The organism is Nesterenkonia cremea (genome assembly GCF_014642675.1).
Classification (GTDB): Bacteria; Actinomycetota; Actinomycetes; order Actinomycetales; family Micrococcaceae; genus Nesterenkonia; species Nesterenkonia cremea.
The window spans coordinates 76,323-91,238 of the sequence record NZ_BMIS01000011.1 but is presented as its reverse complement, the minus strand read 5'-3'; the positions used below and the strand labels follow the sequence as shown (position 1 = coordinate 91,238).

At 67.0% G+C, this 14,916-nt stretch carries 14 protein-coding genes and 1 pseudogene; 13 read left to right on the top strand and 2 right to left on the bottom strand.

The window, feature by feature from the left end; all coding sequences use genetic code 11:
- Nucleotides 1-179: 179 nt before the first annotated feature.
- A complete protein-coding gene (locus tag IEW85_RS11525) occupies nt 180-1,178 on the bottom strand; it encodes an electron transfer flavoprotein subunit alpha/FixB family protein (protein ID WP_188685837.1) in 999 nt (332 codons plus the stop codon).
- Nucleotides 1,175-1,999: an electron transfer flavoprotein subunit beta/FixA family protein gene (locus IEW85_RS11520; protein WP_229658987.1), complete on the bottom strand. Its 825-nt coding sequence runs from the start codon at nt 1,997-1,999 to the stop codon at nt 1,175-1,177. The genes IEW85_RS11525 and IEW85_RS11520 overlap by 4 nt, the downstream gene beginning before the upstream one ends.
- Before the next feature lie 77 nt (nt 2,000-2,076).
- Between IEW85_RS11520 and IEW85_RS11515 the strand changes: the two genes are divergently transcribed.
- From IEW85_RS11515 to IEW85_RS11465, 13 genes and pseudogenes are all read left to right on the top strand, one after another.
- A complete protein-coding gene (locus IEW85_RS11515; protein ID WP_188685835.1) occupies nt 2,077-3,015 on the top strand; it encodes an HpcH/HpaI aldolase/citrate lyase family protein in 939 nt (312 codons plus the stop codon).
- A gap of 183 nt (nt 3,016-3,198) precedes the next feature.
- Nucleotides 3,199-3,951 (top strand): TSUP family transporter, encoded by a 753-nt coding sequence (locus IEW85_RS11510; protein ID WP_188685832.1) that lies wholly within the window; start codon nt 3,199-3,201, stop codon nt 3,949-3,951.
- Between the two features lie 126 nt (nt 3,952-4,077).
- Nucleotides 4,078-5,040 carry a sugar phosphate isomerase/epimerase family protein gene (locus tag IEW85_RS11505; protein ID WP_188685831.1) on the top strand — a complete coding sequence of 321 codons (963 nt, stop codon included), beginning with the start codon at nt 4,078-4,080 and terminating at the stop codon, nt 5,038-5,040.
- A 28-nt stretch (nt 5,041-5,068) separates the two neighbouring features.
- On the top strand, nt 5,069-6,052 hold the full coding sequence (iolC, locus tag IEW85_RS11500; protein WP_188685830.1) for a 5-dehydro-2-deoxygluconokinase: 984 nt from the start codon (nt 5,069-5,071) through the stop codon (nt 6,050-6,052).
- Nucleotides 6,053-6,071: 19 nt separating this feature from the next.
- Nucleotides 6,072-7,004 (top strand): Cgl0159 family (beta/alpha)8-fold protein, encoded by a 933-nt coding sequence (locus IEW85_RS11495; protein ID WP_188685828.1) that lies wholly within the window; start codon nt 6,072-6,074, stop codon nt 7,002-7,004.
- Nucleotides 7,004-8,998 carry a 3D-(3,5/4)-trihydroxycyclohexane-1,2-dione acylhydrolase (decyclizing) gene (iolD, locus tag IEW85_RS11490; protein ID WP_188685826.1) on the top strand — a complete coding sequence of 665 codons (1,995 nt, stop codon included), beginning with the start codon at nt 7,004-7,006 and terminating at the stop codon, nt 8,996-8,998. The genes IEW85_RS11495 and iolD overlap by 1 nt, the downstream gene beginning before the upstream one ends.
- Nucleotides 8,995-10,497, top strand: coding sequence for a CoA-acylating methylmalonate-semialdehyde dehydrogenase (locus tag IEW85_RS11485; RefSeq protein WP_188685824.1), 1,503 nt, complete (start codon nt 8,995-8,997; stop codon nt 10,495-10,497). Before iolD ends, IEW85_RS11485 begins: the two co-directional genes overlap by 4 nt.
- A 46-nt stretch (nt 10,498-10,543) precedes the next feature.
- Nucleotides 10,544-10,729 (top strand): alcohol dehydrogenase catalytic domain-containing protein, encoded by a 186-nt coding sequence (locus IEW85_RS14465; RefSeq protein ID WP_229658986.1) that lies wholly within the window; start codon nt 10,544-10,546, stop codon nt 10,727-10,729.
- Nucleotides 10,730-10,764: 35 nt separating this feature from the next.
- A pseudogene (locus IEW85_RS14460) lies at nt 10,765-10,911 on the top strand (alcohol dehydrogenase); the annotation flags it as partial.
- Nucleotides 10,912-10,979: 68 nt separating this feature from the next.
- Complete coding sequence (locus IEW85_RS14455) at nt 10,980-11,360, top strand: zinc-binding dehydrogenase (RefSeq protein ID WP_229658985.1); 381 nt, start codon at nt 10,980-10,982, stop codon at nt 11,358-11,360.
- An 84-nt stretch (nt 11,361-11,444) separates the two neighbouring features.
- A complete protein-coding gene (locus IEW85_RS11475) occupies nt 11,445-12,461 on the top strand; it encodes a Gfo/Idh/MocA family protein (RefSeq protein WP_188685822.1) in 1,017 nt (338 codons plus the stop codon).
- A gap of 43 nt (nt 12,462-12,504) precedes the next feature.
- Nucleotides 12,505-13,380 carry a sugar phosphate isomerase/epimerase family protein gene (locus tag IEW85_RS11470; protein WP_188685819.1) on the top strand — a complete coding sequence of 292 codons (876 nt, stop codon included), beginning with the start codon at nt 12,505-12,507 and terminating at the stop codon, nt 13,378-13,380.
- A gap of 68 nt (nt 13,381-13,448) precedes the next feature.
- Nucleotides 13,449-14,882 (top strand): sugar porter family MFS transporter, encoded by a 1,434-nt coding sequence (locus tag IEW85_RS11465; protein ID WP_188685817.1) that lies wholly within the window; start codon nt 13,449-13,451, stop codon nt 14,880-14,882.
- Nucleotides 14,883-14,916 lie beyond the last annotated feature (34 nt).

Here is a 14,916-nt window from a genome sequence, read left to right as displayed (position 1 = left end):
GTCGCGAACAAGCTCAACGGCAGGCCTAGGAAGACATTGGGCTGGGACAGTCCTGCCGACCGTATGAAAGAGTTGCTCACGACCAGCTGAGATCGCTGTTGTTGCGACCACCGCTCGAATCCACCGCTGATTCTCAGGAAGATCCCGGGGTGATCTGTATCTAGGGGGAGGGAGTGCGCTCAGCCCTTGCGGCGGCGGATCTCCTCCACCATCTGCGGGATGACCTCGAAGAGGTCGCCGACCACGCCGAAGTCGGCGATCTCGAAGACCGGTGCGTCTTCGTCCTTGTTGATCGCCACGATGGTCTGGGAGGTCTGCATGCCCGACCGCTGCTGCACAGCACCGGAGATTCCTGCGGAGACGTAGAGCTGCGGAGAGACCGTCACACCGGTCTGGCCCACCTGCGCGGCGTGGTCGATCCAGCCGGCGTCGGTGGCCGCACGGGAGGCGCCGATGGCGGCTCCCAACTCATCGGCCAGCTCCTCCAGAGGTCCGAAGTCGCCCTCGACGCCGCGACCGCCGGCGACCACCACGCGGGCCTCGGTCAGCGAGGGACGCTCGGACTTCTCCAGCTCGGTGCGCTCCAGGATCTCGATCTGGCCCTCAGCGGCGGCACCTCCGCCCAGGCCTGCGTTGACCGGCAGGCCGGTGACCTCCGGTTCGGCGCCCGGGCTCAGTGCAGCGGCCACCTGCTCGGCGTCGATGCTGTTGGGACGCAGGGTCACCAGCAGCGGACGTCCCGCGGCAGCATCGGCCAGCGAGGCCGTAGTGGTGTAGGTCCCGGCCAGCACCGGCTTGGTCACGACCACCTGCTCACCGGAGGTCTCGACGGCAATACCGCCGGTGATCAGCCCGGTGTCCAGGCGGACCGCCAGGCGGGCCAGCGCATCAGTGGTCTCGGAGACATCGGAGCCCAGCACGACGCCGGCGCCGCTCTCCTGGACCGCAGTCTCCAGCAGGTCCACCAGGGCGGCGTCGGGAGCTGCGATCTCGCCGTCGCCGGTGTAGACGGTGCTGATCTCAGCGAAGTCCAGCGCCTGGGCGGCGGCCTCACCGGAGGCGCCGGTCACCACGGTGACCTCGCCCAGGCCGCGGGCCGCAGCCAGGAGCTCCTTCTGGCCGGCGGACAGGGAGCCGTCGGCGGGGAGGGAATCGAAGAACACGAGGGCAGTGGTCACAGCACACGCTCCTTTGCGAGGAACTCCACGATCTTCACGCCGGCATCGCCCTCATCGGTGATGATCTCACCGGCGGTGCGCGGCGGGCGGGCCTCGGCCGAGTGGACCTGAAGCTTCGCCTCGGCCGCTGCGGGCTCGAGCGCCACATCGGAGAGCTGCCAGGTGGTCAGCGGCTTCTTCTTGGCGGCCATGATGGCCTTGAAGTTCGGGTAGCGGGGGTCATTGGCCTGATCGGTCACCGAGACCACCGCGGGCAGGGGAGCGGCGAGCTTCTGCTGCTCGGAGTGCCCGGAGCCGGTGGAGACGCGGGTGGCGGTCAGCCGGCCCTCCTCCAGGGAGAGCTCGGTGACCTGGGTGATCAGGTGGGCGCCCAGGCGCTCGGCCAGCTGCGCCGGGACTGCGCCGGACTCGCCGTCCTCGGAGGACATGCCGGTCAGCACCAGGGTCTGGGCGTCGCCGTCGAGCTCTGATCCGGCGAGGATCTGCTCCACAGCGGCCTTCAGTGCGGCCGAGGTCGCGGAGACGTCCGCGCCGGTCAGCGCCTCATCCGAGAGGTGGAAGGCGTCATCGGCGCCGATCTGCAGCGCCTTCTTGGCCGCCGTGGAGGCGCCGTCGGGACCGATGGTCAGGGCTGAGACCCGGACCTCGGCCTCAGCGGCCTCCTTGATCTGCAGGGCCGCTTCGAGCGGGTACTCGTCGAGCTCGCCGAGGATTCCCTCGCTGCGGTCGATGCGCCGCTGCTCGGTGAACCGGCGCTCGAGCTGAGCATCGGGGACCCATTTGACCGGGACGATGATGTGCACTGCAGCCGCATGGGGCATGTGACGGACCGCCTCACTCTCGACGTGGTGGTTCGAGTATGGAAACGTCTCCTATGTTCCCACGAATAGGAGCTGAGATGTCTGAGTCCGTCATACCCCGTCCATCCGGTGCTCAGCAGGGGAGCCGATTCTCCCTCGGCCCGGCGCTGCTCTTCTGCCCCGGCAGCCGTCCCGACCGCTTCTCCAAGGCCGCCGAGCGCGCCGATGCGGTGATCGTGGACCTGGAGGACGCAGTGGTCCCCGGGGAGAAGGAGCAGGCCCGGCAGAACGTGGTCCAGGCGCTGAACTGGGAGGAGCCCGGCCTGGCCACCGCCACCACGTTGGTCAGGGTCAACACCGCCTCCTCCGGAGAGCTCGACGCCGACCTGGACGCCTTGGCAGGCACAGAGCTGAAGTACGTGGTGGCCCCCAAATGCGAGACCGCCGAAGAGCTCGACGCCATGGCCGAACGGCTGCCCGGAGTGGGGATCATCCCGCAGATCGAGACTCCGCGCGGAGTGCTGGAGGCCGAGCGGCTGGCCCAGCATGAGGCCGTGGTGGCGCTGTTCTGGGGCACTGAGGACCTGATCACCGGGCTGGGCGGGGTGACCGCGCGTCGTCCCGACGGCTCCCCGCGCGGAGTGATCGCACATATCCGTCACAGTGTGTTGATCACCGCCGCGGCCTGCAGGATCCCTGCCATCGACACCATCTGCGGCTCCATGGCCGACTCCCAGCGGCTGGCCGTGGAGTCTGAGGACGCGGCAGCGGAGGGCTTCCTGGCCAAGGCCTGCGTGCATCCCGACCAGGTGGATGCGGTGCGGCGGGCCTACACCCCGGAGGACGCTGATGTGGAGTGGGCCAAGGCGCTGATCGCGGCCTTTGAGCAGGAGGCCGGGCTGGCCATGGATGAGGGTCGGTACGCCGAGCCCACCACAGTGGGGGCCTTCAGCTTCCGCCACGAGATGATCGACGCCCCGGTGGTGCTGCAGGCCCAGCGCGTGCTCACCCGGTACGAGGCCACGCGCCGCCACTGAAGGGGCGGCGGGGAAGCTGTTCTGCGGTGGTGGTCCTCTCCTCCCTCGTTGCTTGGGCGGAGAGTTGCCGTCCCAGCGCCGAAGCCGCTCTCAGACGGCAACTCTTCGCCCAACCAACTCGTCTGGTCCACAGTGTGATGCCGGTTCCCTGCTCTGAGCTGGGCAGGGGTAATGTCACATCATATGACCACTGCCCTCATCGCCCTCACCATCTGCGGCCTCGTGCTGCTGGTCTCGGCCGTCCAGCGCGTGGCCGGATTCGGGTTCGGCCTGGTGATGGCCCCGTTCCTGGTGGTCCTGTTGGATCCCCACGAGGGCGTGATGCTGGCCAATCTCCTGAGCCTGGTCCCGCCGCTGTTCATCATGTGGGAGCTGCGGTCCCATATCGAATGGCGGAAGTTCTTCTGGCTGGCGCTGGGCAGCACGGTGATCATGATGCCGGCGGCCTGGCTCTCCGTGCAGGCCCCTGCAGGGCCGCTCTACATGGTGGTGGGAGCCGTAGTGCTGGCGGGGGTCGTGGCCTCCTCGATCTTTGCGGGAAGGGTCCATGCCGACGGGCGTGCTCTGCAGGGCCTGACGGGTGCGACGGCGGGTGCGGGTGCGGTGATCGCCGGTGTGGCGGCGCCTCCGCTGACCATCTACGGGATGCTCTCCCGCTGGCCGCTGCTGCCCATGATCGCGACCATGCAGCCGCTCTGGGTGGTCATGGCGGCCTCCGCGGTGGGATCCAAGTGGTACCTGGGCGACGGCGTCGTGCCCGGCCTTCCCTGGTGGGGCTGGCTCGGCGCGTTGGTCGCCATGCCGCTGGGGATCTGGATCGGGCGGATGATCCAGAACGCGGTGGACGCCAAAGTGGTCAGTCGCTTTGTGGTGGGGCTGGCCGTGGTGGGTGCCCTGCTGGCCCTGGTCACCGGGGTGCGAATGACGTTCTTCTGAGCGTCCTGAAGGGACCTTCATTCGATCGGTGGATCGCTTCAGGGGCATTTGTCTTGACAATAGGACAGAGCTCCGAAAGAGTGGTTCCTGACACATTGATCGGTCTCTGACCCGAGGAGGTCTCATATGGCTGAGACGGCAGCACCGCATACGCCTGCGGCAGCCGAAGACGGCACCACATCGCCGCTGCTGATCGGGACAGCCCCTGACTCTTGGGGCGTGTGGTTCCCGGACGACCCCAAGCAGACTCCTTGGGAGCGTTTCCTGGATGAGGTCGCCGAGGCCGGATACCACTACATCGAGCTGGGCCCGTACGGATACCTGCCCACAGAGGCCCCCAAGCTGAAGGACGCCCTGGCCGCACGGGACCTCGAGGTCAGCGCTGGCACCGTCTTCACCGCCTTCCACCGCGAATCGGAGGAGGAACGCAGGGCCACCTGGGATCAGGTGCGCGAAGTCGCCGAGCTCACCCAGGCCGTCGGCGGCGAGCACATCGTGGTCATCCCCGCCATGTGGCGCGACGACGTCACCGGTGAGGCCGTGGAGGACGAGCATCTGAGCCCTTCCCAGTGGGAGCGGCTCTTCGAAGGCCACAACGAGCTCGGGGCATTCCTCCACGAGCAGTACGGGCTGAAGCAGGAGTTCCACTCCCATGCCGACTCTCATGTCTGTGACCAGCAACAGATCACTCGTTTTCTGGAGGGCACCGACCCAGAGTTCGTGAGCCTCTGCCTGGACACCGGTCATGCCGAGTACGGTGGCGCCTCCTCAGCGGAGATCATCCGCACCAGTCCGGAGCGTGTGGGATACCTGCACCTGAAGCAGATCGATCCCCAGGTGATGGAGACCGTCCGCCGTGATGACCTGACCTGGGCCGCGGCCAACCGCGCCGGTGTGATGGTCGAACCGCCCGGCGGCGCACCGGACCTCAATGAGGTGATCGAGGAGCTGGAGAAGCTGAACCGCTCCTTGTACTGCATCGTCGAGCAGGACATGTATCCGGTGCAGTCATTCGAGGTCCCCCTGCCGATCGCATCCCGCACTCGGAAGTACCTGTGCGGCTGCGGCTCGCGCACCCGCATCCGCTGACCGGCATCACGAGGAGAACTGAGAGCCCATGCCCTATGACCTGATCACCACCGGCCGCATCAGCGTGGACGTCTACCCCAACGACATCGGCGTCCCGTTGGACGAGGTCACCAGCTTCGGCCGCTATGTGGGAGGTTCGCCCACCAACGTTGCTGTGGCTGCTGCCCGCCACGGCCGCAGCGCTGCGGTCATCACCCGTACCGGAGAGGACCCCTTCGGTGACTTCCTGCGCTCTGATCTGCGCCGCTACGGCGTGGACACCCAGTGGGTGGGTCAGGTCCCGGACCTGCAGACCCCGGTCACCTTCTGTGCCATCCAGCCGCCTGAGGACTTCCCCCTCTACTTCTACGGGCGGCAGCCCAGCGCTCCGGACTGGGAGATCGACACGGATGAGGTGGACTACGACGCCGTCTGCGCGGCCCGGATCTTCTGGTCCACCGTCACCGGGATGGTCCGTCCGGCCTCGCGTGAGGCCCAGGTGGCCATGCATGAGGCCCGGCCGCGCGCGGAGCTGGCCGAGGGTCAGCACACCATCCTCGACCTCGACTATCGCCCTATGTTCTGGGACTCCAAGGAACAGGCCCGTGAGCAGGTCGAACGTCTCCTGCCCTACGTGACCGTCGCCGTCGGCAACTCGGAGGAATGCTCCGTGGCCGTGGGGGAGGGGACCCCGGATGAGCAGGCAGACCGGCTGCTGGAGGCCGGAGTGAAGCTCGCCGTGGTCAAGCGCGGCTCCGAAGGGGTCATGGCAGCCACCGCCGATGAGCGGGTGATCTCCAAGCCCATCCCCGTGGAGACCGTCAACGGTCTCGGCGCAGGGGACTCCTTCGGAGGGGCCCTGTGCCACGGCCTGCTCGCAGGGTGGCCGCTGGAGACCGTGCTGGACTTCGCCAATGCCGCCGGCGCCCATGTGGCGGCCCAGATCGCCTGTTCGGAGGCGATGCCGGTGCCCGCCGAGGTGGAGAGACTGCTCGCCGAGCGCGGCCGCCCGCTGCCCGGCCGGCCCGCCTGAGAAGAGAGGGAGTAGTGCCGTGATCTTCGATCACCTGACCGTTCCGGAGCCGGGGGATGACCGGCCTGACCGTTATGAGGGGCTCACCCGCATCCGTCTGGAGGACCCCGACGCCGTGCTGCGGGCCGCCCGCGCCCGCCGCCGCCACCCCGGAGCCTCCTACGGTCGGCAGAACTTCATCATCGCCGCCGACCACCCCGCCCGCGGGGCCCTCGCCATCCGCGGCGAGGAGCGGGCTATGGCCGACCGCCGGGTGCTGCTGGACCGGCTGCGCATCGCCCTGGCCCATCCCAAGGTGGACGGCGTTCTGGCTTCCCCGGACATCCTCGACGACCTGCTGCTGCTCGGCGCCCTGGAGGGCAAGCTGGTCTTCGGCTCGATGAACCGGGCCGGCCTTCCCGGCCTGGTCAACGAGATCGATGATCGCTTCACCGGCCACACCGCAGAGGCGCTCGCGGAAGTCGGAGCCGACGGCGGCAAGATGCTCACCCGCATCGCCTTCGACTCAGAGCACACCACCTCCATCCTGGAGAGCACCGCTGAGGCGGTGGACAGCCTGCACAGCCATGGACTGATCGCGATGGTCGAACCCTTCCTCTCCACCGCAGAGGGTGAGAAGGTCAGCAACATCCTCACCGCCGAGGCCGTGGCGCAGTCGGTGGCCATCGCTCAGGCGCTGGGCGCCAGCTCCGCGCGCACCTGGATGAAGCTGCCGGTGGTCGACGGTATGGAGGAGGTCATGGCTTCCACCACGCTGCCCACTGTGCTGCTGGGAGGGGATCCCAACGGGAAGACCGATGAGGTCCTCGAGACCTGGCGCAGCGCTCTCGCGCTCCCCGGGGTCCAGGGCCTCACCGTGGGGCGGACTCTGCTCTACCCCGACGACGGCGACGTCGCGGCCGCCGTGGAGAATGCCGCATCTCTGCTTCGAGACCGTCCACAGGAGATCTGATGAGCACACGTACGCTGTCGGTGGCCCAGGCCACCGTGGAATTCCTCGCCAATCAGTGGACCGTCGACGTCATCGACGGTGAGCGCATCGAGGTCCGCACCATCCCCGGGATGCACGGCATCTTCGGGCATGGGAACCTCGCCGGCGTCGGGCAGGCCCTCAAACAGTCCCAGGTGAAGGCGCCCGGGCTGATGCCCTACTTCCAGGGGCGCAACGAGCAGGGGCTGGTCCATCAGGCCGTGGGCTATGCCCGGCACACCCGCCGCCGGCAGACCTACGGCGTCACCGCCTCCATCGGGCCGGGGTCCACCAATATGGCCACCGGAGCGGCCCTGGCCACCACCAACCGGCTCCCTGCCCTGCTCTTCCCCTCCGATGAGTTCGCCACCCGGGCCCCTGATCCGGTGCTGCAGCAGCTGGAGCTGCCGCATGCCTATGACGTCACCTGTGCTGACCTCTTCCGGCCGATCAGCCGCTACTTCGACCGCGTCCAGCGGCCTGAGCAGCTGTTCTCCGCCCTGCTCAACGGCATGCGCGTGCTCATGGACCCCGCAGAGACCGGTGCGGTCAGCATCTCCCTTCCTCAGGACGTCCAGGCCGAGAGGATCGAGGTTCCGGAGGAGTTCCTGGCTCGCCGCGAATGGCGGATCCGCCGTCCGGATCCGGAGAAGGTGGACATCGCCGACGCCGTGGAGGCGATCCGTTCCGCCGAGCAGCCGCTGATCATCGCCGGCGGCGGCGTCCACTACGCCTTCGCCACGGAGAAGCTGCGGGATTTCGCCGAGGCCACGGGCATCCCGGTCGCCTACACCCAGGCTGGGGTCGGCACCATCGATTGGGACCATCCGCTCGCCCTGGGGGCGATCGGATCCACCGGATCCACCGCTTCCAACGCCTATGCGAAGGAGGCCGACGTCGTCATCGGGCTCGGTACCCGCTATGAGGACTTCACCACGGCCTCCAAGACCGTCTTCCAGAACCCGCAGGTGCGGTTCGTCAACGTCAACGTCACTGGCCTGGACGCCTATAAGCTCGGCGCCTCAGCGCAGATCGTGGCCGATGCAGGCAAGACGCTGCCGGCGCTGCAGAAGGGCCTGGCCTCAGTGGGCTACCGCGCTCCGGAGGCCACCGCGGAGCTGGTTCGCCGGGAGAAGGCTCGTTGGGATGCTGTGGTGGATGAGTCCTTCAGAGTGCGCAACCAGCCTCTGCCGGCTCAGACCGAGATCATCGGTGCCGTCAATGAGGCCATGGATGAGCAGGATGTGGTCATCTGCGCGGCGGGCTCCCTGCCCGGAGATCTGCACAAGCTCTGGAGAGTCAAGGACGCCTACGGCTACCACGTGGAGTACGCCTTCTCCTGCATGGGCTACGAGATCGCCGGCGGACTCGGGGTCAAGCGCGCTGCGCTCGGCGAGGCCGAAGCTGCCGGTCGCGAACCTCAGCAGGGCCGCGACGTCGTCGTCATGGTGGGCGACGGATCCTATCTGATGATGCACACCGAGCTGGTGACCGCAGTGGCCGAGCGGCACAAGCTGATCGTGGTGCTGCTGCAGAACCATGGTTACGCCTCCATCGGTTCGCTCTCGGAGTCTCTGGGCTCTCAGCGCTTCGGCACCAAGTACCGGTACCTGGAGGAGGAGTCCCACAGCTTCGAGGAGGGGGAGACGCTGCCGGTGGACATAGCCGCCAACGCAGAATCCCTGGGTGTCCACGTGATCCGTGTGGAACCGGGATCCGACGCCGTCGACCGTCTCCGCGCCGCAGTGGGCGAGGCCAAGGCTCGGCCTGAGGGCTCCGGCCCGGTCATGGTCCACGTGAACTCTGACCTGTACCTGGACGCCCCGGACTCCGAGTCCTGGTGGGACGTCCCGGTCACCGGAACTTCAGAGCTTGAGTCCACCCAGACCGCCTATCAGACCTACGCAGACCACAAATCCCGGCAGCGGCTCCACGTGGGGCCCACCGGAGCAGCCACCGAAGGAGAGAACGCATGAGCATCGCCGAGATCAATCACTGGATCAGCGGAGCTGAGGACCCTGGGCACGGGGAGCGCCGTCAGGAAGTCTTCAACCCGGCCACCGGGCAGGTCACCGGGAACCTCCATCTGGCCGATCGGGAGGATCTGGAGAAGACATTGGCCGCCGCGCGTGAGGCCGCGGACAGCTGGGCCGAGGTCTCGCTGTCCAAGCGCATGGCGGTGCTCTTCAAGTTCCGTGAGCTGGTTCACGCCCACGTCTCCGAACTCGCCGCGATCGTCACCGCTGAGCATGGCAAGGTGCTCTCCGATGCGGCCGGAGAGGTCGGCCGCGGGCTCGAGGTCGTGGAGTTCGCCTGTGCCCTGCCCCAGACGCTGAAGGGCGAGTACTCGGATCAGGTCTCCACCGGGATCGACGTCTTCTCCTTCCGCCAGCCGCTGGGCGTGGTCGCTGGGATCACCCCGTTCAACTTCCCGGTGATGGTCCCGCTGTGGATGTCACCGATCGCCATCGCCACCGGCAACGCCTTCGTCCTCAAACCCTCGGAGCGGGACCCCTCGGCCGCGCTGCTGCTGGCCGACCTGTGGAAGCAGGCAGGACTTCCCGACGGCGTCTTCCAGGTCCTCCACGGAGACAAGGAGACGGTGGACGGGCTGCTCACCCACGACCTGGTGGACGGTGTCTCCTTCGTGGGGTCCACGCCGATCGCCAAGTATGTGCATGAGACTGCCACCAAGCACGGCAAGCGTGTTCAGGCTCTGGGCGGGGCGAAGAACCATGCTGTTGTCATGCCTGATGCCGATCTGGACCTGGCGGCTGATCACCTGTCTGCGGCCGCGTTCGGCTCTGCGGGCGAACGATGCATGGCGATCTCGGTGGCCGTGGCCGTGGGTGAGGCCGCCGATGAACTCGTCGACAAGGTCGGGGAACGTGCGCGGGACATCACTGTGGGCGACGGCAGCCAGGAAGGTGTCGAAATGGGGCCGTTGATCACCCCAGCCTCCCAGGACCGTGTGCGCAGGGTTGTCACCGAGGCGGAGTCCGATGGGGCCGCGCTGGTGGTGGATGGGCGTGACCTGGTGGTCGAGGGCCGCGAAGAGGGCTTCTTCGTGGGTCCGACCGTCCTGGACCGCGTGAAGCAGGAGATGTCGGCCTATCAGGAGGAGATCTTCGGGCCGGTGCTCGCCGTCATTCGGGTGGACAGCCTGGAGGATGCCATCAAGGTCATCAATGCCAACCCCTATGGCAACGGCACCGCCATCTTCACCTCCTCGGGCTATGCCGCCCGGACATTCAAGCGGCAGGTCACCGTGGGCATGATCGGCGTCAACGTGCCGATTCCGGTGCCCGCCGCGCAGCACTCCTTCGGCGGATGGAAGGACTCGCTGTTCGGCGATCACCACATCTATGGCCCCGACGGTGTGCGCTTCTACACTCGCGGCAAGGCCATCACCGAGCGGTGGCCGGAGCAGAACGAGGCTTCGAACGCTTCGCTGAACTTCCCCTCCAACAGCTGAGGGAGCAAGCCTCCTGAGTGACAGGGGGCATGAGGGAGCGGAACTGATGCGAGCAGCATTCATCACCGGGAGCCGGGCTCTGGAGATCCGAGAGCTCGCGCTCCCGGTGCCCGGTCCCGGTGAAGTCCGCATCCGAGCGGACCGTGTGGGGATCTGCGGATCCGACCTGCACTACTTCCTCCACGGGGAGAACTCCGGCTTTGTGGTCCGTGAGCCCTCCCCGAGGGGCTGAGCACCCGCAGCGCCGCCTTGGCGGAGCCTCTTGCGGTGGCACTCCACGGCCTGACCGCGGCGCAGCGGCTCCAGAGCTCCTCAGCGCCGGATGCCGGAGTCCGGGGTGCCCATGTCCTGGTCGTCGGCGCCGGTCCCATCGGGCTGCTGGCGGCTGCAGCGGCACGGGCCCATGGTGCGGCTTCGGTCACCGTCACCGATGTCCTCTCCGGGCCGTTGGAGCGGGCTCGCGCCGTGGGGGCGGACGAGGTTTGGGCACCTCTGCGCAGAGTCTCCTGGAGAACACCTGGGACCTGGTGCTGGAGTGCTCCGAGGCGGGACCGGCGGCGGCAGCCGCTGTGGCGGTGGTGCGCCCTGCTGGGGTCATCGTGCAGCTGGGCATGGTCTCGGCTGACTTCTCAGGACCACCTGCGGCCTCCCTGATCACCAAGGAGATCGCTCTGGGCGGGTCCTTCCGCTTCCATACGGAGCTGGAGGAGGCGGTGGAGCTCTTGGCGGTCCAGCCTCAGCTCTCCTCGGTGATCACCCATGATTTCGGCCTGGACGAGGCTCTGCAGGCCTTCACGACCGCCGCGGATCCTCAGATCTCAGGCAAGGTTCTGATCTCTCCCCGGACCACACGAATTAATTAGTAAGAATGTCTGGACAATCAAAAATATCCAGCCTAGAGTGACAGCAGTCACAGATCTCGACTGACAGCGAAGTAGGAGACCTCCATGCCATCCCAGGATCTGAGAGTCGCCGTCATCGGCGCGGGACTCATGGGCGCCGACCATGTCGAGCGCATCGCCCACCGGACCGTCCGTGCCGAGGTGAGCGCCGTCGTCGACATCGACGCCGAACGTGCCGCGGGCGCCGCCAAGGCCGCTGAGGGGGCCCAGTGCTTCACCTCCGTGGAGGAGCTCCTCCAGGCGCAGGCGGCCGACGCCGTCGTGCTGGCCACTCCCGGGTTCCTCCACGAGGAGGCGCTCCTGAAGATCCTGGAGGCCGGGCTGCCGGTGATGTGCGAGAAGCCGCTGACCCCGGACCCGGAGTCCTCTCTGCGGGTGATCGAGGTGGAGAAGGCGGCCGGACGGCAGCTCATCCAGGTCGGCTTCATGCGCCGCTTCGACGCCGGATACCGCCGTCTGAAGCAGATCATCGACTCCGGCGAATACGGTGAGCTGCTGATGCTGCATCACCAGCACCGCAACGCCAGCACCCCGGAGACCTTCACCGACGAGATGCTCATCCACGATTCCGTGGTGCACGAGTTCGACGCCGTGCGCTTCTTCTCCGGTGAGGAGATCAGCAACGTGCAGGTCCGCTCCGGCCGCCGGTCCTCGCTGGCCACCAAGCTGGTGCGCGACCCCCAGCATGTGACCATCCAGACAGCCTCAGGGCTGCTGGCCGACGTCGAGATCTTCGTCAACGCGCAGCTGGGCTACCAGGTGCACACCCAGGCCAGCTTCGAGAGGGGAGTGGTGAAGATCGGCGAATCCGGCGGTCATGAGTTCACCGCCGAGCAGGTCACAGGCCGTCAGATAGACCAGAGCTTTCACACCCGCTTCGTGGACGCCTATGACGCGGAGATCCAGCAGTGGGTCGACGATGTCCTCGCCGGGCAGGTCACCGGGCCGAACGCATGGGACGGCTATGCCGCCGCAGCGGTCTGCGCCGCGGGGGCGAAGGCCCAGTCGGAAGGCGGCATCGTGGACGTGGAGCTGGCGGAGAAGCCGGACTTCTACGCCTGATCACCGCTGATCACGACCCTGAGACCACGCTGAGGAGCACATCATGAAGTACACCTTCGACCCCGTCCCCTTCCACCACACCCACTCTCTGCTCGAGTTCCCGCAGGTTGCTGCGGACTTCGGCTTCGAGTGGCTGCAGATGACGCCGCATCCGGACTTCATCCCCTTCTTCCGCCACCCCAAGGCCGACGACGACCTGGTCCGTGCCTTCGGCAAGGCCTGCCAGGACGCCGGCGTCGGGATCTCCTCCATCCTGCCGGTGCAGCGCATCTCCTCCCCGGAGGAGCATCTGCGCCAGGCCGCGGTGAAGAACTGGAAACGCGCCATCCAGATCGCCGTGGACCTAGGGGCGGACCAGATGAACACCGAATTCTCCGGCCGTCCCGAACGCTTCGAGGAGTCTGAGGCCGCCTTCTACCGCTCAATGGAGGAGTTGGTGCCGATCATCGAGCGCGAGGGCGTCAACGTCGCGTTCGATCCTCATCCGGACGACTTCGTGGAGAACGGGATCGAGGCCTGGCGGGTCATCCGCGGCGTGAACTCTAAGAATCTCAGCTTCGTCTACGTGGCCCCCCACATGTTCCACATGCAGGAGGAGATGGGCGAGATCCTGGACCAGGTCGGTGAGCGCCTCCGAGTGGTCCACGTGGCGGACACCCTGGACCACCGGCGTTCGGGAGGGCTGCGCTATATCACCAATCCGCCGGAGTCCCCGGCCCGGGTGCACCAGCACCTGAAGATCGGAGACGGTGACGTGGACTGGGACGTCTTCTTCTTCGAGCTGAACCGCAACGGCTTCCTGGACCGCGACGACTCCGTCATGGTCACCTGCGTCTTCGCAGAGCACGAGAACCACGAAGACGTGACCCGTTATCAGTTGGAAGAGATGCGGCGGCGGACCGAGGCAGCTCGTCGTTGAGCTGTGGCGTTCCGATGCCGCACATGAGAGGACCCGGACCTATGAGAGCCGGGGGATAGGACTGGAGTATGTCTGCCACACCTGCCGCTGCGGGGGCGTCTGCGCCCACAGCGAGGAAACGCCGTTCGTCGTTGATATATATCTTTGGCGCCCTCGGCGGACTCAACTGGGGCTACGACACCGGAGTCATCTCCGCGGCGCTGGTTTACCTACGCCGTGACTTCGAGCTCACCAGCTGGGCCGAGGCCTGGGTCGTCACCGGGCTCATCGTCGGAGCGGTGATCGGCGCTGCATTCGGCGGCAGACTCTCAGACCTCTATGGGCGGCGCAGGGTGCTGCTGTGGACCGCGGTGGCCTTCATCATCGCGCCGTTGGGCATGGCCTGGTCGCCCAATACTGAGGTCCTCTTCCTCTTCCGTGTCGTCGTGGGGCTCGGGGCCGGGCTTGCGGCGGTGACGCTTCCGGTCTATCTTTCGGAGATCGCGCCGGCTCGCATCCGCGGAAAGGTCACTGCCTTCTACGCCCTGGCGATCGTCTTCGGGCAGTTCCTGGGCTTCATCATCGGCGTGGTCTTCGCGCCGATGGAGTCTTGGCGCTGGATGCTGGGGCTCTCCGTGGTGCCTTCCGTCCTCTTCGCCCTGGGCCTGCTGGTCATCTGGGAGACCCCGAGATGGCTGGTCAAGAAGGGCCGGGAGGAGGAGGCCCGGCGGGTGCTCCATTATGACCGCACCCCCGAGGAGGCCCAGCGCGAGCTCGATGAGATCCATGCTGTGCAGAAGGCCGAGGAGGCCGTGGGCGTCAGAGGGCTGAAGGCCCTGACCCAGTCGTGGGTGAAGCCCATCCTGCTGGTAGGCCTGGGTCTGGCGGTGTTCCAGCAGATCATGGGCATCAACGCCATCATGTACTACGCCCCCACCACCCTGCAGAACGTCGGATTCTCCGATGAGGGGGCGATCGGCTCCAATCTCATCATCGGTCTGATGAACATCACGGCGGTCACCCTGGCCCTGATCTTCGCGGACAGGCTGGGCCGCAAGCCTCTGCTGCTCATCGGGGCCGCCGGCACCACCTTGAGCCTGCTGGTCCTGGGCCTGACGAACCTGCTGCTGCCCGAGCCTGACGGTGTTGGCACAGTGGGCATCGTGACCCTGAGTGCCATGGCCATCTATGTCTTCCTCTTCCAGTTCAGTTGGGGCGCGATCGTCTGGGTCCTGCTGGGTGAGATCTTCCCGTTGGGCATCCGCGCCACGGCCATGGCAGTGGCCACCACGGCCCTGTGGTTCGGCAATGGGGTCGTCTCGCTGTTCTTCTCCCCTGTGCTGGAGTGGGCCGGGGTCGGGGCGCTCTACCTCGGGTTTGCCGTGATCTGTGCGTTCGCCTTCGCCTTCACCATCGCAAAGGTCCCGGAGACGAAGAAACGGAGTCTGGAGGAGATCGAGGACAACTTCCGTCAGACCGCGGGCATGCCCGCGATCCCTCTGGGGGTCAAGCGAGGGAGCTGACCCTTTCAAGCGCGGCCCCTCTCGCAGCTCGTAC